This is a genomic window from Natrinema sp. SYSU A 869, from assembly GCF_019879105.1.
Taxonomy (GTDB): domain Archaea; phylum Halobacteriota; class Halobacteria; order Halobacteriales; family Natrialbaceae; genus Natrinema.
Genome location: NZ_CP082249.1, coordinates 233,740 through 253,315 on the forward strand (window position 1 = coordinate 233,740; position 19,576 = coordinate 253,315).

Here is a 19,576-nt window from a genome sequence, read left to right on the forward strand (position 1 = left end):
AGAGGGAGTGCGTTCACTGTGTGCTATCTCGTATTGCGTGGCGAGCTCCTGTCATTCCAATTTCTTTTGGAGGATAGTTCAAACGGTGGGTCGTCGACTAGTCGAGCATGGCAACGAACGAAATGGCCCCCGATCGCGGAGAGACGAAGCAGTTCCTCGTGGAGTGCGACGGCTGTTCGTACGAACGACCGGCTGACGGCCGCGACGAAGCGACACGAATCGGAACGGACCATCGGCAGGAAACAGGTCACGACCTCGTCGCTATCGAACTTCCGCCGTCGATCGGGGACGCGTAGGGCCGTTCCCGTAGCGCTCGAGGGACAGAGACACGCGGCGGCGAGCTGAGGGAGCCACGCCGATTCGTTCGGTATTGAACGGTGAGTCCGTCTTCGGCCCGGCGAACGCGGAAGTCGAAGTCGAGGATAGGATCGCAGTCGTTCAATCTAGTATTCGGGCGCTTCCTCCAGTTCCCCGTCGCGAGCGTTGACAACGCGGGCAAACGTGAACAGGCCATCCGAGAGCCGATTGAGATACTGGACCGCATCCTCGTTGATCTGTTCCTCCGACGCGAGCGCGACCGCTCGTCGTTCGGCGCGCCGACAGACTGTCCTGGCGTGGTGCAGCGCCGCACCGTGTTCGCTGCCGGTCGGCAGGATAAATGAGGTCAATGGCTCGAGTTCCTCGTCGTACTCGTCGATCCAGTTCTCGACGGTCTCGGCGTGTTCGGGGCGGATCGCGGGGTCGTCCTCGTCGGGATCGGGGTTCGCGAGGTCAGCCTGTACCACGTGGAGGTGGTTCTGAATTTCGGACAGTCGGTCGTTGATGTCGTCGTGGTCGGTCGGCCGAACCGTGCCGAGCAGGGCGTTGAGTTCGTCGACGGTCCCGTAGGCCTCGATGCGGGCACTCGACTTCGAGACACGAGTCATATCCCGGAGATCCGTCTCTCCGTCGTCGCCGCGGCCGGTGTAAATCGACATAGCTGGGTCGACGTCGGGATTCCACTTAACTTCCCTGTCGCCCGGCTTGCTGCAGTCGGTGGCCGCGATCAGCGATCCGGTCGCCGCCGGAACCAGTACGTTAAACTCGCTTCGCTCACTATCGCCTCGTATGGCTCTGGAACTCGAACACGAGTGTCCCGACTGCGGGGGCGAGAAGACGTTCTACCGCGCCGCCAGCACGACACTTCACCTCGGCGAGAAGGTCAAATGGCACTGCCCGGACTGTGACTACGGCTTTGTCCGCATCGGCGACAACGGCGCTGCCGTCGACTCGAGTAGCGCATAATTTCATCAGTTTCTCTTAGCTTTGTGGCATTCATAGCGTTAGTTCCGATTCCGACTCGTACGCTCCCTCGTCCTGTTTTAATTCTATGGTAAATATCGATCATACTGGTCGATTGGGTCATTATAACGAGGGTTCGTGAGAGGGGACTCATCCTCTATAACTGGTTCAAATCAGCTCTATCTACCGAAGACGCAGTCACACAGTCATTGTATTACTGCCATCATATCATCAACTATGCTACTTATCTTCCTTATGTGCCTCTTTCACCTGCTGTGCAAACCCACTGTTTGAATCGTTGTCTGTCGATTGTGGGGTGGCTGATGATGATCGTGTATCCCGGCTATCCCCCGTCCATTCTGAGTCAGCTGATGACGGTTTCTGCGCTCGGACGGGATTTGAATTGGTACCGTCTCTTTTCATCAGCCAACCACCTGCGATCGTGATGATCAATCCGAAGATAATAGTTGGGGATTTACTGGTATTCGTGGTTTCGTATGTTGATTCCACGCACTCTTGTCCGTATCCCATCGGATTGTCGTAACAGCTGGTACTCGTAGTCGTCGTTGTACTCGGCATAGTGAGACCACCGAGAAGGACGAGGAGTCCGATGACAAGAACAATGCTGCCAATAATTTTGGTACTGTTCATCGTTATGGAATGAAGAGTAAAGGCGTGAACATGAAATGAACATGAATATAGCTATTACTGCGAGGACGACTTTAACCGTATCGTAGCCGTTCGTCTGTTCGTCAGGGTGAAACACTTCTTTGCTTTGACAATTTTCATCAAATGTTTTGAGGACGTGTTCGACCGGGTACCCACGAGTGCGTTCGAGTTCCGCAAGAAACTGTGACTTGTATTGTTCGGGGTTGGCAGTCATGTTCATCTCAACTTCTTTTTTAGCTCTAATTGTGATCATCGTCTCGGCGGCTGAGGACTGATTTTCGGGAATGTCTACGATGATTTTCTCACCATAGCTTCTGAAATTGGATCCAGTCTTTCCAATAATTCGATGGCCGTCATCAAAGTAAGTCTCAATGTCGTGCATCCGTTCGAAGGCGGCTTTGGTCAGGGTTTTTGCATCATCTCTTGTGTATTCCAATGAGATGGAAGTCATGCTACGGATGATACGCGCGGCTATGTATACCCTTTCCGATACATCCAAATATCTATTATTTCAACTAATGGTTAATAAATAGATAACGGGCCTGTCCCCTGAAAATCACATCATGTCTCTCCGAGGGGCATGCTAAAACAATCGCAACCGATTGACATCCTCCTCCGCGTGAACGCGGAGGAATCCCGAGCGGTGGGAGTTTCAGGTCTGCAACCACGGATGCCGCCACTTCACGGGAGTCCGCGTCTCACCCAGCCATCGTGGTCGGTGGCTGACTGGCGTTCACGAGAGCGAAGCTCTCGTGCAGCCCATCAGAACGCCTTGCGTTCTGAGGCCGGTGCCAAACCGCCGTTACTCCTATCCTCGGTGTCGTTGCCCCCCATCTGTTGTTTTTGCCAGCAGGGAGTCACTGACACGTCGCCAGACTTGGAGTTATCGTCGGGCTTGCTCAGGCCGACGGGCACAAGGCGAACCCTTCGAGGATTCGCGTTCACCGCGTCGGCATTTCGGATACTGCCTCGTTATCGTGGGCGGGCTGGCCGCCTCCGACGGTCGTTCGGAATCCGCTCCGTTCCGACCTGACCTTACCGCAGTATAGCGGTTCTTAGCACTTCAAAGTATGGATTGGAAACTCGAACTGGCGCGTCGAGCGTAGTTGGTGACATGGGTTGTCGGATTCATCCTGCGGCTAAAGCCGCAGGTATTCTCCCCGATTCTGTATAAATCTCGAAATAGTGGAAGAGGCTATAAAGTCGGTCCCGGTTATGTATCGTCCGTGAGCGCCTGCCACGAGAGCCGCGGGGTCCGCGCGGCGCTCGTCTGGTCAATCCGGCGTGCGGTGGTCCGTTCCGGTGCCGCCTCGAGCGTTGCGTCGTCCTCGCGTGCGACGGCGTTGAACGCGGCGGCGAGACGATCGAGGGTGTCCTTGCTCTCGACTTCAGTCGGCTCGGTCATCAGGGCCTCGGGGACGATCTCGGGCCACTTTGTCGTCGGTGGGTGGACGCCGTAGTCGAGCATTCGCTTTGCGACGTCGGCGGCGTCCTGATCGCCAGCGCTGGCGACGAACTCGTGGTGGAACGGGCCATAGGGGACGTCGTACTCGAGTCCCTCGGCGAGGTAGTTCGCGTTGAGCACCGCAGAGGCGCTCGCGTCCGCGAGTCCCTCGTCGCCGAGTCGTGCGATGTAGGCGAAGGCCTTGAGGAGTACCAGCCAGTTGCCGTCGAATCCGTGGACCTTACCGATGGTGTGTTCGGGCTCGAAGCGTTCGTAGATCGGGTCTCCGGACGTCGATTCGCCGGCGCGCTCGCGGACGCGGGGCACGGGCAGGAACGGCGCGAGGTCTTCGACCACGCCGACCGGACCGGCACCTGGCCCACCGCCGCCGTGGGGCGTCGCGAACGTCTTGTGGACGTTGTAGTGCATCACGTCGAAGCCCATGTCGCCCGGCCGGGCACGGCCGAGCAGGGCGTTCAGGTTCGCCCCGTCGTAGTAGAGCAGCCCACCGACATCGTGGACCATCTCGGCGATTTCCGTGATATCGCGCTCGAACAGCCCGAGCGTGTTCGGGTTGGTCAACATGAGCGCAGCCGTCTTCTCCGAGAGGACCGCCTCGAGCGCCTCGAGATCAACTCGCCCCTCGTCGTCGCTGGGCAGGGAGACGACGTCGTAGCCGCCGAGGGCTGCGCTGGCGAAGTTGGTCCCGTGGGCGCTCTCGGGGACGATGACCTCGTCGCGGTGGCCTTCATCGTTGTGCTCGTGGTAGGCCGCGGCGATCTGAATTCCGGCAAACTCGCCGGCAGCGCCGGCGGGCGGCTGGAGTGTCACTGCGTCCATGCCCCCGATTCGTCCCAAATAGTCCTGCAACCGATACAGGAGTTCGAGGGTGCCCTGAACGGACCCCTCGGACCGGTCAGGATGGACGGCCGCCGACGGCAGCGCGGCCACGTCCTCGGTGAACTTGGGATTGTACTTCATCGTACACGACCCCAGCGGGTAGGGCCCGCTGTCGATCCCGTAGATCATCTGGGAAAGTCGCGTGTAGTGGCGAGCCAGTTCGGGCTCGGAGAGTTCGGGGAGTTCGAGGGAGTCGCGGGTGAGGTCATCGGGGAGCGGCGAACCGTCCTCGCCGTCTCCGTCACGGCTGCTACTGGGATCGCCGATCTCGACACGCGTCTGATCCTTCTCCGAGAGCAACGGCTCGTACTCACCGTTCTCGACGTACCGGGCCTGATCATAGCACGACTGTGCGGCGTCGCGGTCGTCTGGGGCATCGGATCGCTCATCGGTCATCGTGCCACCTCCGTTGTGGCCTCGACGAACCGATCGATCCGGTCGTCCGAAATGCCGGCGACGCAGACCTGGATCTCGTGGTCGCCGACGACGTGGACCGCGAATCCGAGCTGCTCTAAGTCATCGGCGATGGCCCCCGCGGGCTGGTCGACGTGAGCGACGAACTCCCGAAGGTGGTGGCGGTCGTGGACCGGCGCTTTCACGCCGACGATGTCGTCGAGTCGCTCCGCGAGGGTCCGGGCTCGCCGGACGTCTCGCTCCGCGAGATCGACCATGCCAGTTGGCCCGAGGACGGCCGCGTGCATCGCAGTTCGGAGCGCGACCCAGGCCTGGTTCGTACAGATATTACTCGTTGCGCGTTCCCGACGAATGTGCTGTTCACGAGTCTGTAGGGTGAGCGTGAACGCTCGGCGGTCGGTCGCGTCCTCGCTGGCCCCGACCAGCCGGCCGGGGACCTGCCGGAGGTAGTCCTCCCGCGTCGCGAACAGGCCCAGCCCCATCCCGTAGCTCGTCGGGAGGCCGAGCACGCTCGCGTCGCCGACGACCACATCTGCACCGACGTCGACGGGCCGCTCGAGCAGGGACAGCGCGATCGGGTCCGAACCGAGCGTAAAGAGCGCGTCGTTGTCGTCGGCGAGGTCGCCGACTGCATCGAGGTGCTCCTCGATCGTTCCGCGAACCGTCGGATTCTCGGCGTAGATCATTACGACCGCCTCGTCGACGGTCTCCTCGAGTCCCACGAGATCGACGTTGCCGTCGTCGACGGGGTAGGTCTCGACGTCAAGATCGGTACCGGCGACGTAGTTCTCGAGCGTGCTCTGCCGTTCCTCACGCAGGAGGTCGGGGATGAGTACACGGTGGCCCGTCGTATTCCGGACCCGGTCGGCCAGCGTGGCAGCCTCGCCCAGAGCCGTCGCGGCGTCGTACATCGAGCAGTTTGCGACTGTGAGGCCGGTCAACTCGACCAGCAGCGACTGGTACTCGAAGAGGGCCTGCAGGAATCCCTGAGAGATTTCGGGTTGGTACTGCGTGTAGGACGTGAGGAACTCTGAGCGATCCGCGAGGTGATCGACCAGCGACGGGACGTAGTAGCCGTAGTGGCCCCGTCCCAGTAGTTCGGTCAGGTCGTCGTTGCGACCCAGAATCGAGCGAACCAGCCGTCTGGTCTCCCGTTCCGTTCGCGTGTCGATGTCGAACCGCCCGTCGAACCGGACGTCGGCCGGGATGTCGAAGAGATCCTCTGCGGACTCCGCACCGACCGCCTCGAGCATCGCCGTGCGGTCCTCCTCCGTATAGGGAGCGTACGGACTCCCCGTGGTGTGTGATCCGTGCATGCTTAGTAGTGGTCTCGATCGAATGCGCCGTCCGCCCCCCACCAGCGTCGGTGACGCCGTTTGATCCGAGACACGATAGTGGCCTCTAGCGGGTACGGGGTAATGAACGCACTCGTTTCGGAGTGGGTACCGGTAATTCACAGACGAACCTGACCACCGCAGGCCCTGCAGTCGCCACACGGGCCACTATACACGGCCGCGGTGTCGTGGGGTGGCATGGACGACGACAGCAACGAACCCGGTGAGAACGGGCCGATCGAGGGAGATCGGGGCGAACGGGAGAACAGAGACGGACCGCTCGATCGCGACGATCAGGAGATCGGGGCGACGGTCGCCACCGATACCGACTCCCTACTCGGCGTCCTCCCGCACTTCTACCGCGGTGAGGTCAGCCAGGCCAACAGTGCGCAGGATCGAATCGATCGGACCACCGACTGGTCGATCACGCTGCTCGCTGCACTGCTCTCGCTCGTGTTCTCGAGTCAGAATATGCCCGCTTTCCTACTCCTGATAGGGATGTTCATCCTGTTGGTCTTCCTGTTTTACGAGGTGCGACGCTACCGATTTTACGACCACTGGCGCGCCCGCGTCCGCTTCGTTCAGGAGAACGTGTTCGCGAACGCCTTGGAGCCCACCGGCGTCGAACACCCCGCTTGGCGCGAGGAACTGAGCGACGATCTCCGCCATCCGACATTCAAGGTATCGACTCGAGAGGCCCTCTCACGGCGCATCCGTCGGGTTTACGGGTTGTTGTTCGCAGTGGCCGGAGTCGGCTGGGTGTTCAAAGTCACAATGTTCACCCCGGGCCAGCAGTGGACCGAAGCCGCCGAACTGCCGGGGCTCCACGGCGCGATCGTGGCGGGGTTCCTCGGACTCTTCTTCGTCAGCGTGATCGCGATCGGCCTGTGGCCGGGCGGACGGGAGGCGAAAGGCGAAATCCACGGGGTAGAGCCGGGTGACTGGAAAAACGACTGATCGAGGTCGGCGGCCCGATCAGGAGTCGGAGTCGCCGTCATCACTACCGTCACCGTCAGTATCGGACTCGCTCGGTTCATCGGTCGTCGACTCCGATTTGGCGGCCGCATTCTCGGGCGGGGCGTCGGACTCCGGCGTCTCGACGATAGCCACAGCGTCGGTCTCAGCCTCGGCGTCGGCTCCCGTCCCGCCGATGCGTTCTCGAGCGAAGATATCGAGGACGATCTTCACACCGCCGAGGACGACGGGGCCGATGAACAGCCCCACGGCACCGAAGGTGATGAGCCCGCCAAAGATACCGACGACGACGATGGCGGAGTTAAAGGCGCTCGTGCGGCCGATGAGCGCGGGCCGGAGATAGGTGTCCGAGACGGTGACGAGCAGGCCATAGACCGCGAGGCCGGCCGCGGCGACGGGCCGACCGACTGCGACCAGATAGATCGACACGGGGAGCCAGACGCCGAATGCACCGACCAGCGGCAAGAGGGTGAGCACGAAAGTGAGGACGGTGAGTAACACGACGGCGGGGATACCGAGCACTGCGAGTCCGGCCCCGAGCATCACCGCCTGAATGGCCGCGACGAGGACGTTGCTGATGACCGACGCCCGCATGAGCTGGTCCAGTTCGGTGAACAGCTCCTGCTGTATCTCGTCGTCGATCGGGATCACGCGGTACAGCCAGTCGATCAGTCGATCCCCGTCCCGCAACAGCGCGAAGCAGACGAACAGCGTCACCGTCAACCCGATCACGATCCCCGGCAGCCCGCCGACGATATCGAGCGCGCTGTTCGCGAGTCCGCGGAGAGCAGTCGAAATCCCGTCCTGATACGACTCGTACAGTCCAGTGAGGTCGACCGGATACCCCCTGTCAGCGAGTTCCCCTTCGATCATCTCGAGGTTGACGTCGCCCTCTCGGATGGCGTCCACGAGCAGCGTCGACTGCCGGAACGCGACGTTGAGGATATACGCGAGCGGGAGCAAGATGACGATCACCGCGATGATGACGGTGATGAATGCCGCAATCATCGGCCTGACGTACGTCTCGAGTCGGTTCTGGACGGGCAACAGAATGTACGCGAGAACAACCCCGAAGAGAACGTACTGTAGATACGGAAGGACGATAAAGAAGCCGAGCAACACGCTGACCAGTGCGAGCCCGGTTAGGACGGGCTGCTCGACGACCCACGCCGGTGGCTCGGGACGATCTGCCATACACTCGGTTGCAACGCCCCGACAAATTAGTCCACTGAACTGAGAACTGAACGGGGGGAGTGCTCGCTCGAGTCAAGTGAGCTATTGAACGCGAGTCGACCGACTCACGTCCTCTCAACCTGTCACGCCACTACTCGACGTAGCGGTACTTCCGCTCGCCCATGCGGCCCCAGCCGTCGAAGACGAACTCCTCGTTGGGCGTCGTGAACTCCTCGATATCGACGTCCATATCGTGGTTGTGGGAGTCGTGGATCTCCTCGTAGTCGGCCCACTCCATCTCGTAGCGGTCGGCGAGTTGCCCGTCGATATTCAGGGCCCCGATCTCGTCTTTCCAGCCCTCCTGAACCGTCTCGGAGTGCATCTCCGCCTGTGCTCCACTGCCGTAGGAGCCGATGAGCAGTTTCTTGCCGGTCATCTCGCGGTCGTTCTCGAGGGCGTGTTTGAGCGCGCTCGCGCGGGCGACGTGGACGGAGCCGGTGTACCAGTTGCCAACCTCGCGAGCGATCGTCAGCGTCGGATCGATCGTCGTGTCGTACCATTCGGCGTAGCGGTCGGTGTCCTTGAGGAGGTCCATGTACTCCCGGAGGGCGTCGCGATACTCGTCGTCGGAGTCGAACGCCTCGGGTCGGGGCTGGCGACCGATTTCGTCTGCCAGTTCGTCCTCGACTTCCGTGTTCCGAGTGACGTGGCGGAATGCCAGTAGGGCGGCCTTCCGGACCATCCCTGGGAACGGCGTGTGGAAGGGGGCATAGATGAAGTCCTCCTCGTGGACCTCGCCTGCAACGCTCTCGAAGTCCTCGAGTGCTTCGCGCATCCGCGCGAGGTAGACCTGCACGGAGCGTTTCCCGTCGACGCTCGGGAACTGCTGGTTGGGCTTGAGGAAGTCGGTCTCGTCGGCCGAGCCGTACCCCTGTTCGGCGGAGAGTTCGACCAGATTCGGATCCTCGCTGATGAGCATCGCGACGGCACCGGCTCCCTGCGTCGCCTCACCGTCGTCACCGCGGGCGTACAGCGCCGTGTCGGTCGCGATGACCAGCGCTGATCGACCGCGATTCCGGCCCGCGCGGATCCAGTTGTACGCGTCGTCGAGACTCTGGGTCCCCGAGATACAGGCGAACTTCCGCTCGCCCTTGTTCGCGTGGTGGAAATCGGCCTCGTAGACCTGCTCGAGGCAGCCAGCGACGTACGTCGAAACTGGCTTCGAGTTGTCGAACGCGCTCTCGGTCGCGACGTCGATGCGGCCAATATCCTCGGGCTCGAGGCCTTTGCGCTTCATCAGCCGGTGGGCAGCGTTCGCTCCCATCGTGACGATGTCCTCGTAGCTATCGGGGAACGAACTGGCGTTGAGGCCGAGCCCCTTCGTGTATTTTTCCGGGTCTTCGCCCTTCTTCGGGGCGAACGTGCCGGGAAGGTCGAGTTTGAGGTTCCCGGTCCAAATTTCGACGGCGTCGATGCCGACTGCAGTCATATCTCGTCAATACGGGCGATGATACAAGGTATTGTCGTTCGTCATTTCGACAAACGTCGAAAGATATCGCGACCGAAGTCGACGCAAGACTGGTCGCTACCCGGCGACTTGCGTTCGGGTCGCGGTTTCGCTGGCCCCGTTCGCGTCGGTGACGGTCAACTCGAGCGTGTACTCCTGTCCACTACTGAGGTCGGAGAACTCCTCGTTATTTCGACTGGTGGTCTGCCCGCTGACGGCGTCCGTCTTCTCGTCGATGTACGACCCATCCCTGAACAGTTCGACCGTAACCGTCTCCAGCTCCGTGTCGGTGGCCGACACCTCCCAGCTGTACCTGAGACCAACGTTGTTACCGGGTCGTTGCTGCGTCGTGAACGAGTCAACCGCTGGCCCGGATTCGCCGCCGTTCTCGGAATTTCGATCGATCGTCAACTCGATCTTGTCGCCGTCGCTCCCGCTCGAGGCGTAGACGTTGACAGTATCGCCGTCAGCGGCGTTCGAGCCCACCGTGAACCGTGTGGTGCTCGTTCCGTCGTCGCTCGTCGTGGTCTCAGTCGGCGAGACGGTTCCGACGCTTCGGTTGCTCACCGCGTACTCGACGCTGGCATCGGCTGCGGTCCCGTCGGTCGCCATCGTCAACTCGACATCGCCACCGGTGACCGTACAGGCGGTTGCGTCGCAGTTGCTGTCGTCGACACCGGATCGCCCGGTGGGATCCTGCCAGTCGACGTAATAGGCGGGCGTCGAACCGCTACCGCCCTCGCCGCCGGCGTCCCGAACATCGAACGGGTCGTCGTCGGATGGACTTGCATCACCGACACCGACCCGTGCCATCCGAAGTTCGTAGTCCGCGTCGGGGTCGTCCTCGAGTTCGATCGTCAACTGCCCGGCCGCGTAGTCGGTCACTTTCGCGTTCTCCTGACCGGTTCCGAAATCGGCCCCGATCGTCTCGTTCCACGCGGTCGGTGACTCCGTCGGGACCCTGATCTCGATGTTATCGCCGGTCGATTCGAGGTCGATCGGATCCGTCGGGCCACTCACCATCCTGGTATCGGCGGATGTCGTGCCGCTCGCGGTCGTCGACAGGTTGCCCTCGACGAGGACGATAGTGATCCACTCACCATCGATCAGCGGCTGGTCGGTGAGCGCGATCGACGCGTCGTCGAACTCGTTGAACGCGGAGCCGTGTTCGATCCGGGTCGTCGGCGCATCTCGGTACTCGTTGTACGACGGCTCGTAGCGGAGCGTCCGCGTCTCGTGGTTCGTCCCCAGAAGTGTTCCCGGGTCGCCTGTGTATGTTCCGTTAAAATCGGCGTTGTCGATACGGATGGTTCCGGTCTCTCCCGTCTCGAGGGTGCCTGTCGGATCCGATGGATTCGTCAAAAAGGTTCGAGTCGGGTAATGGGTCCCGAGCGTGACCGAGACCGATTCCGAGCCGCCACCCATCCCCGCGTTCTGGATCGCGTTCCGCAGATCCTGCAGTTCTCCGTGGACCTGCTGGTTGTGCTCGCTCTCAATCGCCTGATTCTCCACGGGAACGGCGTTGACTTGATAGAGCGCGAGCGCGGCGAAGACGATCGCGAGCAGGAGGACCGCCCCGATCTGGACGGTTACCGCACGCTCGTCTAGCCACTGTGTCATACGCGAGGATAGTCATCGGGGAGTAAACGTCTGGTGGCTACCGAGCGCCGAAAACGTGCCCGACTCCGTCGACCGGACTACTCGTCTTCCTCGACGACTTCCGGATCGCTCATCGCGCTCTGGAGGCTGTCGAGGCCGTTGATCCACTCCGTAACGAGTCCATACTCGAGGTCCTCGGCGACGGTCATATCGAGTTCCTGATCGTCGATGATCAGCGTCCCCGCCTGCGCCGCGTAGCCGAGTGCGGCGTCGAGATCCTCTTCGGCTTCGGCGTCGGCCGCAGCGCTGAGGTAGTCGCCGACGGTACCCTCGTCGGTCGGCCCGTTCGCAACGTACTCCTCGGCCGCGAAGAAGACGCAGACGAGACTGGTCTGAACGCCGTCGACGAGGATCAGTTTCTCCTCGTCTTCGATGTCGACTTCGTCAAGGACGATCTCGCGGACGTCGTTGATCTCCTCGAGGGCCACCTCTTGCTCGAGTTCCCCGTCGTCGTAGGCAGCGACGATCTTGGCGATTGCGATCGCCGTGTCGTCCTGCAGATTCAACAGGAGTCGCGCCGACGATTCGTCTTCCGGATCGATGTCTTCGTCTTTGATGCGATCGATCCAGTTCTGCCAGCGTTCCTCCGAGTAGAACTCGGTCGGGGGATTGCTCATACAGACACCTACACCGGCCGCTTGAAAGGCCTTTCTCTACACTAGCCGCTCCAAATGAATGAGTAGTCGAAACGAAAGAACTCCTACTAGCTGCGTACAATCCCGCTCGTGCCGCGTATCGGCAATATTCGCTGATACTGGCGTGCTCGAGCGACCTTAATAGGATATTACTCCTTTCGCTCGAGGGTCGCTTCAGTGTCGATACCGTAGACTCGCTTCGGCGTCTCGACGTGGGCAATCCGGACCGCCTCGTCGAAGCCGTTCTCGAGGAGCCATCGGACCCGCCGAGGGACCGTCTTGGGGCCGAGCACGGCCCCCGGTCGATCGGGGTCGTCGATGTAGTCGGTCTCCATCAGGAACGGCTCGCCGCGCTCGGCTGCGGTCTCGAGGCGGTCTTTATCGGCCATCACGCTCGGTGTGGGCCCCTCGAGACGGCCGCTTGCGTAGTGTTTGACGACGCGGTGGGCCGGCAGCCCGGTGTCCTCGGCCCACGCGGCCACCTCGGTCATGTCCTCGCTGGCTTCGGCGTGGAGCTGGACGGCGCACTCGAGATTGGACCCGTGCTCGAACGCGCGGCGCATGACCGCGTTCGAAGCCGCCCAGACGTCGTCGTCGACATCGTAGTGTGGCCGGCCGGATTTCAGCGCCAGCGCCTTGCCCGACTCGACATACTCCGCGGCGACGTCGATCCCGGCCTGCATGAGATCACGTGCGTCCTCGGGCGCGAACCCGCGGTCGTCGACCAGACGCGAAACGAGTCCCGGATGAACGCCGAGGATGGGCCATGCACGGCCCTCGAGTTCGCTCGAGGCCTCGTCGACGATCTCGATAGTCCGCTCGAAGACCGTTCGGAAGTCCTCGCCGGTCTCGGCCTCGACACCGAGGTGCCAGGAGGGTTTGTTCACCACGAGTAGGTGGGTGCCGCCGACGCGGGCGAAATCTTTGACGGCGTCGATACCCCGATGGTTGTCCGGGTCGAGGTGGAGGTGGTCGTCCAGCACCGGCCGATCGTCGATCATACTCGACAGTGGGCGGGTGGCGCTGGAAAGTTCTCCGATCCCAGCGAGCGACGAGACCGGCCGTCCGATCGATACCGGGGATCGATTCGATAGGTACATGATGGCTGTCGGCCGTACTGCCGAAAGGATCGATATCGAACAACTAGCTCATTGAACCGATTTTGTCAACAATAGTTATTATGATTCATCCAATTAGCACGAGTGTGTCACAGTATGAGTGATCGACCATGAGCGAGAACGGAGGAGCGCCGGCCGGCGAGGACCCGTCTGACCAGTTCATCGGCGGGGAGACCGAGGACGGCCCCCGCGTCGAGTTCTACGGCGGCCGCGGGATGAGCGCGTTCCCGATCGGGTTTTCATCGTGTGGGCCATCGTCCAGACCGCCCTCTGGCGGATCGGCGATACGGGCGGCCTCATCGTCGGCATCCTGGTCGGGCTGATCCTCGGGATGTTCTTCACCCGGGGAACTGGCAGTCCTACGCCAACACGATCTTCGAGGGGATGACCCAACCCGTCGCGGTGACCGCCATCGTGGCGTGGATCTGGGCCGGCATGTTCGCCCAGTTGTTACAGGACGGCGGCTTCGTCGGCGGCCTCGTCTGGCTAGCCGACACCGCCGGTGTCGGCGCGGCACTGTTCCCGGCGATCACGTTCGTCCTCGCCGCCGTCTTCACGACGGGGATCGGGACGGGCTACGGCGCGAGCGTCGCCTTCGTCGGCCTGTTCTTCCCGGCGGGCGTGTTGCTCGGCGCGAATCCCGTCTTGCTGTTCGGCGCGATCCTTTCCGGTGCGATCTTCGGCGACAACCTCGCACCCGTCAGCGACACGACGATCGTCAGCGCCGTTACGCAGGATGCCGACATCGGTGGCGTCGTCGCCTCGCGGTTCAAGTACGTCATCATCGCCGCCGTCATCGCCTTCGTCGGCTACGTCGCCGCCGGCGGCGCGATGGACGGCCTCGAGATCGGAGCCGAAGCCCAGTCGATCTTCCTCGAGGGCAGCGAAGCGATCGGCCTTGTCCACGTCATCTCGATGCTGGCCGTGATCGGCGCAGCGGTCGCCGGTCGTCACATCGTCGAGGCAATCTCGTGGGGGATCGTCATCGCCATCGTGTTCAACCTCGGCTTCAGGCTGACGGGCCTCGGCGATATCGTCATGTTCAACGCGCCCGAGGACGCGCCCCTGGCCGGCCCGCTCGAGGCCCTGCCGGTCCTTACGATCGTCGAGGATCCCGACGCGGTCGGCGTCACCGGGAGCCTGATGGCCGGCGTGTCAGGGTTCCTCGAACTCTCGATTCTCGTCCTCCTGATCATCGGCGCGGCCCAGATCATGATCCGGGGCGGCGCGTTCGAAGTCTTACTGGAGTGGTCGCTCGAGAACCTCGCGACGAACGTCCGGAACGCCGAACTCACGATGGTCGGCACCGCGGCGCTGATCAACGCGATCATCACGATCAACACCGCCGCCGAGGTCGCGATCGGCCCCTACATCTCGAAGATCGGCGAGCGGTTCAACCTGAACGGCTACCGCCGGGCGAACATCTTAGACGGCCAGACCGCCGCCATGGGCTACATCTTCCCGTGGTCGGGCGGCGTCCTCGCTGCCTATGGGGCGATGCAGACTCTCCCCGACGATTACGAGTGGTTTACCGAGTCGATGGTTGTCACGCCGATCGACGTCGTCCCGTTCGTCTTCCAAGGCTGGCTACTGGTGGCCGTCTTCGTCATCGCGGCGCTGACCGGCTTCGGTCGCGAGTACCTTACCGACCGCGAGACCGAGGAGGTGGCTCGCGTATGAGCTTCCTCGGAAAGTACCTCAAGGGCTGGCGGTTCCGGACGTCTCGCCCGGCCCTCGAGCAGGGAAGCGAGGTCGATGTCTTCATCGCGGAGTCGAACGGCACATCGGGCCGCGCGTACATCGGTGACACTGAACTGGTCGTCGAGGGTGCCGGTCCGGGAACGGTCGAAAAGCAGGTCCGGGTCCGCGTGACCGAGTTCGATGAGACCACTGCGAGCGGTCGCGGTGAACTCCTCGAAATCGTCGGCGAGAGTTCCTACGAAGGCTGAAGCGGTCTCAGACCGCGATCTTCTCTCACGGCTCGAGTGTAAGCGCGTCGTCGGCCGCGTTCTGGAGGGCGTCCGAGCGGCCGTGCGAGCCCGGCGCGATCGCGATCGTTTCCACACCGACCGTACCCGCGTACTCGAGGACGGGTTTGAAATCAGTGTCCCTCGAGACGATCGCGAGTTGGTCGATAGTGCCGTCGCCTGCGAGCGCGGTCGCGTCGACGGCGAGTTTCACGTCGACGTCGCCGCTGGTGATGATTACCTCGAAGCCGCGGGCTTCGGCGGCTTGGATGAGGCCGGGCGTGGCGTGTTCGTCGAGGTAGACTCGAATGACGCCGACACGACCGAGCCTGCGAGCCGTATCGCGGAGATCATCAAGGTCGACGTCGAACTCGTCGCGGAAGACGTTCGGCCCGTCGACGAACAACCCTACTGCCGGTTCGGTTACGGTGTCGGGCGAAAGACGTGCGCGAACGCGGTCAAACATGGTCAGTTACCGGAATTTTCCCGTGCACGGAAATAGGTGTGACGACTCGGTAGTGTCGTCGATCGTCTCGTTGATAGGTTCGGTCAGCTACACGAATCGTGACTGTGAGAGACTGACTGGCCATACGAATCCACTACCCAAAGTGTGAAATAAATATTTTCTAAATCTATTTTCATGAAATATTAAGAATCTTACAATACTCGACACTCCAAAACATGGGTGAGAGAGTGTATACCATCCTGAATTACAAAACTAGTGTCCATATTTTATTGTAATTCATTATGTTTAGGAATTATTTAATATCGGTATCGTATTTCTTCGGTTGCATTATGTCCGATAGAAATAACCAACGGGTCGGTCGGCGATCGCTTTTACAATCAATCGGCGCATTCGGCGCGCTAGTCGGTCTCGGTGGCATCACGTCCGCGACGCCAGGGCGGGAGCCAGGACCGAAGAAAGACGAACTCATCGTCGGGGTCGATTCCGATGTCTCCAATATTGAAGCAGTTGTGGAGCCGAAGATTCCGAGCAACGCGAAGATCGTCCACACGAACGAGACGCTCGGCTATGCCGCAGTCGAGATCGCTGACGAGGCTTCAATACAGGCCAAGGAAACCGTCCTCGATGCTGATGAGGTTACGTACTCCGAAGACAACGTGACCTATGAGGCCATCGGGGCGGACCCACAGGAACTGGAAAGCGATGCTGATACGGCGTCGACACTCTACACCCCGAACGACCCGAACCTCGGGAGTCAGTACGCACCACAGCAGGTGAACGCGCCGGAAGCCTGGGAAACGACCCTCGGCGATCCGGATGTCACGATTTCGATCGTCGATCAGGGGGTCCAGTACGACCACCCAGATCTCTCTGGGAACATGGATAGAAGCGTTTCGAACGGCGGCTCCGACTTCGTCGATAATGACGGCGATCCATACCCAGTAAGCGCAAGCGAGAATCACGGGACGCACGTTGCTGGTATCGCAGCCGGTGGCACCGATAACGGGACGGGACACGCCGGCATCTCGAACTGTTCGCTGCTCTCGGCACGTGCACTCGGTGACGGTCAGGGCGGTTCGCTCTCCGATATCGCCGATGCGATCCAGTGGTCGGCTGATCAGGGAGCGGACATCATCAACATGTCCCTCGGTGGCGGCGGTGCGACGCAACTGATGCGGGAAGCCTGTCAGTACGCCAAATCGCAGGGGGCATTGCTCGTCGCGGCAGCCGGTAACGACTACGGCAGTAGCGTCTCGTACCCAGCCGCCCACGACAGTGTCGTGGCCGTCTCCTCACTCGACGAGGGAGAAACACTGTCGGACTTCTCGAACCTCGGCCCGGAGATCGAACTCGCCGCACCCGGTGACGATGTCCTCTCGAGTGTTCCCTGGGACGACTACGACTACTTCCCGGGGACCTCGATGGCCTCACCGGTCGTCGCCGGTGTCGCCGGGCTCACGCTTTCGGCGTGGCCGAACCTCTCGAACGAGCAACTGCGTACACACCTCCAGGACACCGCCGTCGATGTTGGCCTCTCGGGGAACGAACAGGGCAGCGGTCGCGTCGACGCGGGCAACGCCGTCACCACCGAGCCGGGTAGTTCTCCAGATCCGAACCCGGATCCCGGCGAGTGCGGTGACGAGGTCAACACTGCAAGCGCGGATGGCGAACTCAGTGGTGGCTGGGGCGGTAATCCGAGCGACACCTATACCTACCAGCTCCAGACGGTCGATCCATGCAGTGCCACTATTACCCTCGAGGGACCGACCAGCGCTGACTTCGACCTCTACCTGACGGTCGACGGACGGACGCCGACGATATCGGACTACGACGAGCGCTCGGCAAGCGAAGACAGTAACGAAACGATCGAGGTTGACCTCACCGGCAGCGAAGCGTTCGGCCTCCTCGTCAGCCGGTACACCGGTAGCGGTTCTTATACCATGACCGTCGACGAAAGTGGTCGCTAAACCGAGAGACGGATGCTACTACCCTGCTAGGGAATACACGGAATCTCTCGGAAATCGTCGAATGTGGCGTCCGGGAACCGGTCGCGACCATGGGGCAGTCGGGTCCGGGTGAGCAGCGAGGACCCGTTCCCACGGCAGTCCTGCAGCCAGTTGTCTGCCGTGCGGTCGCGTTATTCTTGGAAACGCCATACCGGTTCTCGTATCCATTCGGCCGGACATAAAGAACCGACTTCATATGTTCATACCTGATTTCCAAAGAAGATAGATTCTGACACCAATACGACCATATTTTCCAAAATAAATCCCTCGGTTGTTCGATAAGGGTTTACTAATTTCAGGTATTGATGACTGTCGTCCCATGACACAGAACGGTCCCCCGGACGCCGCCACCGATCGCACGTACGACCGCCGATCAATCCTGACCGGTGCCGGTTCGATCGCCGTCGGCGGGCTGATCGGCTCGAGCGGCGTCGCGACCGCGACCCCGAGCCGCGAACCGGGGCCGAAGAGAGACGAGATCATCGTCGGCATCTCGCCGTCGACCGCGGACGTGGCCGGTGAGGCGCGTGCCGCCATCCCCGGCGATGCCGACGTCGTCCACGCGAACGAATCGATTCACTACGCCGTCGTTTCCTTCCCCTCTGACGCGCCCGCTCACGCACGCGACGAATTCATCGACGCCATCACCAGTTCGCCCGCCATCGAGTACGCGGAACCCAACGTGACGATCGAGTCGCTGCTCGAGCCGGACGACCCCTACTACGATCATCAGCACGCTCCTCAGCAGATCGACTGCGAGAGCGCCTGGGAGACGACGCGCGGCAGCGAGGACGTGGTCATCTCCGTCGTCGACCAGGGGATTCAATACGATCACCCCGCGCTTGAGGCGGTCGTCGACGACCGGATCGGCGAGGACTTCATCGACAATGACGGCGATCCGTATCCCGCCCACGGCGCGGAACACGGCACCCATGTCGGCGGAATCGCCGCCGGCGGGACGGACGACGGGACCGGCCACGCCGGCGTCAGCGACTGCTCGCTCCTCTCGGTCCGCGCACTCAACGAAAACGGCGTGGGATCGCTCTCCGATATTGCCGATGCGATCCAGTGGTCCGCCGACGCGGGGGCCGATATTATCAACCTCTCGCTGGGCGTCGACGGCTCCTACGACACGCTGACGTCGGCCTGTGAGTACGCGGCCGACCGCGGCGTCCTGCTGGTCGGGGCGGCCGGCAACGACGGGGACAACCGCGTCTACTCTCCGGCCGCCGAGGACACCGTCGTCGCCGTTTCGGCCGTCGAGAGCGACGATTCGATCGCCTCCTTTTCGAACACCGGCTCGGCGATCGAACTCGCCGCACCGGGGAGCCGAATCATCTCGAGCGTGACCGGTGACGACTACTTGCAAATGTCGGGTACGTCAATGGCAGCGCCGGTGGTCTCCGGCGTGGCAGGCCTCGCGCTCTCGGCCTATCCCGACCTCTCGCGGACGGAACTGCGAGAACACCTCCGGGCGACGGCCGTCGGCGTCGGTCTCGCCGACGACGAGCAGGGGTACGGACGCGTCGACGCGGGTGCGGCGGTCGAGACGGATCCGTTCTCCGACAGCAGCGACGGCGCGGACAATCAGGAGTCGCCCGGCGAGTGCGGCGACGAGACGATCACTGCAAGTGCGAGCGACACGCTCGACGGCAGCGGCTGGTGGGGCGACAGCGATCGGTACAGTTACTCACTACACACCGACGACCCCTGTTCGATCACGGTCTCGCTCGAGGGGCCGAGCAGTGGCGACTTCGACCTCTACGTGTCCACGGACGGTCGCTCACCGACTAGGTGGGATCACGACGAGGCGGCGTCGGGGTCGGGCACGAGCGGCTCAATTACGCTCTCGCTGGACGGCGGCGAGGCGTTCGGTCTCCAAGTCCACGCGAACAGCGGGAGCGGCGAGTACACGCTCCGGCTCGAGGAACACGGGCGATAGCGAAGCGAAGCCGGTCCCGCCGGCGGGCCGATTCCGCGAAATCGCACTCGAACCGACAAATCGGCCGCAGCGCGGGATCCCGCGTT

Annotated in this window: 16 protein-coding genes and 1 pseudogene; 7 read left to right on the forward strand and 10 right to left on the reverse strand. The window is 62.0% G+C overall.

What is annotated here, in order from left to right:
- The first annotated feature begins 107 nt into the window (after positions 1–107).
- Positions 108–296: a hypothetical protein gene (locus K6I40_RS09280; RefSeq protein WP_222918753.1), complete on the forward strand. Its 189-nt coding sequence runs from the start codon at positions 108–110 to the stop codon at positions 294–296.
- A 147-nt stretch (positions 297–443) separates the two neighbouring features.
- Here K6I40_RS09280 and K6I40_RS09285 read toward each other — a convergent pair whose 3' ends face one another.
- Complete coding sequence (locus tag K6I40_RS09285; RefSeq protein ID WP_222918754.1) at positions 444–977, reverse strand: cob(I)yrinic acid a,c-diamide adenosyltransferase; 534 nt, start codon at positions 975–977, stop codon at positions 444–446.
- Positions 978–1,107: 130 nt separating this feature from the next.
- On the opposite strand from K6I40_RS09285, the gene K6I40_RS09290 reads away from it, so the two are divergent.
- On the forward strand, positions 1,108–1,284 hold the full coding sequence (locus K6I40_RS09290) for a hypothetical protein (protein ID WP_222918755.1): 177 nt from the start codon (positions 1,108–1,110) through the stop codon (positions 1,282–1,284).
- A gap of 472 nt (positions 1,285–1,756) precedes the next feature.
- On the opposite strand, the gene K6I40_RS09295 is transcribed toward K6I40_RS09290, so the two are convergent.
- From K6I40_RS09295 to gcvPA, 3 genes are all read right to left on the reverse strand, one after another.
- On the reverse strand, positions 1,757–2,401 hold the full coding sequence (locus K6I40_RS09295; protein WP_222918756.1) for a hypothetical protein: 645 nt from the start codon (positions 2,399–2,401) through the stop codon (positions 1,757–1,759).
- A gap of 762 nt (positions 2,402–3,163) precedes the next feature.
- Positions 3,164–4,690, reverse strand: coding sequence for an aminomethyl-transferring glycine dehydrogenase subunit GcvPB (gene gcvPB, locus K6I40_RS09300; protein WP_222918757.1), 1,527 nt, complete (start codon positions 4,688–4,690; stop codon positions 3,164–3,166).
- Positions 4,687–6,024: an aminomethyl-transferring glycine dehydrogenase subunit GcvPA gene (gene gcvPA, locus K6I40_RS09305; RefSeq protein ID WP_222918758.1), complete on the reverse strand. Its 1,338-nt coding sequence runs from the start codon at positions 6,022–6,024 to the stop codon at positions 4,687–4,689. The genes gcvPB and gcvPA overlap by 4 nt, the downstream gene beginning before the upstream one ends.
- A gap of 216 nt (positions 6,025–6,240) precedes the next feature.
- Here gcvPA and K6I40_RS09310 point away from each other — a divergent pair, with 216 nt between their 5' ends.
- Entirely contained in the window at positions 6,241–6,999 is a 759-nt protein-coding gene (locus K6I40_RS09310; RefSeq protein WP_222918759.1) for a DUF2270 domain-containing protein, read from the forward strand.
- 18 nt (positions 7,000–7,017) lie between these two features.
- Here the strand turns inward: K6I40_RS09310 and K6I40_RS09315 are convergent, their stop codons facing one another.
- The 5 genes from K6I40_RS09315 to K6I40_RS09335 form a co-directional block, all read right to left on the reverse strand.
- The gene (locus tag K6I40_RS09315; RefSeq protein ID WP_222918760.1) at positions 7,018–8,211 is read right to left on the reverse strand and encodes an AI-2E family transporter; all 1,194 of its coding nucleotides are present in this window, start codon (positions 8,209–8,211) and stop codon (positions 7,018–7,020) included.
- A 130-nt stretch (positions 8,212–8,341) separates the two neighbouring features.
- The gene (gene hmgB / locus K6I40_RS09320; protein WP_222918761.1) at positions 8,342–9,679 is read right to left on the reverse strand and encodes a hydroxymethylglutaryl-CoA synthase; all 1,338 of its coding nucleotides are present in this window, start codon (positions 9,677–9,679) and stop codon (positions 8,342–8,344) included.
- A 96-nt stretch (positions 9,680–9,775) separates the two neighbouring features.
- Complete coding sequence (locus K6I40_RS09325) at positions 9,776–11,317, reverse strand: hypothetical protein (protein ID WP_222918762.1); 1,542 nt, start codon at positions 11,315–11,317, stop codon at positions 9,776–9,778.
- 77 nt (positions 11,318–11,394) lie between these two features.
- On the reverse strand, positions 11,395–11,973 hold the full coding sequence (locus K6I40_RS09330) for a DUF2150 family protein (protein ID WP_222918763.1): 579 nt from the start codon (positions 11,971–11,973) through the stop codon (positions 11,395–11,397).
- A gap of 167 nt (positions 11,974–12,140) precedes the next feature.
- Positions 12,141–12,992, reverse strand: coding sequence for a TatD family hydrolase (locus tag K6I40_RS09335; RefSeq protein ID WP_222918764.1), 852 nt, complete (start codon positions 12,990–12,992; stop codon positions 12,141–12,143).
- A 227-nt stretch (positions 12,993–13,219) separates the two neighbouring features.
- Here K6I40_RS09335 and K6I40_RS09340 point away from each other — a divergent pair.
- Both K6I40_RS09340 and K6I40_RS09345 read left to right on the forward strand, forming a co-directional pair.
- A pseudogene (locus K6I40_RS09340) lies at positions 13,220–14,789 on the forward strand (Na+/H+ antiporter NhaC family protein).
- Positions 14,786–15,058: a TRAM domain-containing protein gene (locus tag K6I40_RS09345; RefSeq protein WP_222918765.1), complete on the forward strand. Its 273-nt coding sequence runs from the start codon at positions 14,786–14,788 to the stop codon at positions 15,056–15,058. Before K6I40_RS09340 ends, K6I40_RS09345 begins: the two are co-directional and overlap by 4 nt.
- 25 nt (positions 15,059–15,083) lie before the next feature.
- Here the strand turns inward: K6I40_RS09345 and K6I40_RS09350 are convergent, their stop codons facing one another.
- On the reverse strand, positions 15,084–15,542 hold the full coding sequence (locus K6I40_RS09350; protein ID WP_222918766.1) for an NYN domain-containing protein: 459 nt from the start codon (positions 15,540–15,542) through the stop codon (positions 15,084–15,086).
- Between the two features lie 329 nt (positions 15,543–15,871).
- Between K6I40_RS09350 and K6I40_RS09355 the strand changes: the two genes are divergently transcribed.
- Positions 15,872–17,509 carry a S8 family serine peptidase gene (locus tag K6I40_RS09355; protein WP_222918767.1) on the forward strand — a complete coding sequence of 546 codons (1,638 nt, stop codon included), beginning with the start codon at positions 15,872–15,874 and terminating at the stop codon, positions 17,507–17,509.
- A gap of 358 nt (positions 17,510–17,867) precedes the next feature.
- Positions 17,868–19,490: a S8 family serine peptidase gene (locus tag K6I40_RS09360; protein ID WP_222918768.1), complete on the forward strand. Its 1,623-nt coding sequence runs from the start codon at positions 17,868–17,870 to the stop codon at positions 19,488–19,490.
- Positions 19,491–19,576 lie beyond the last annotated feature (86 nt).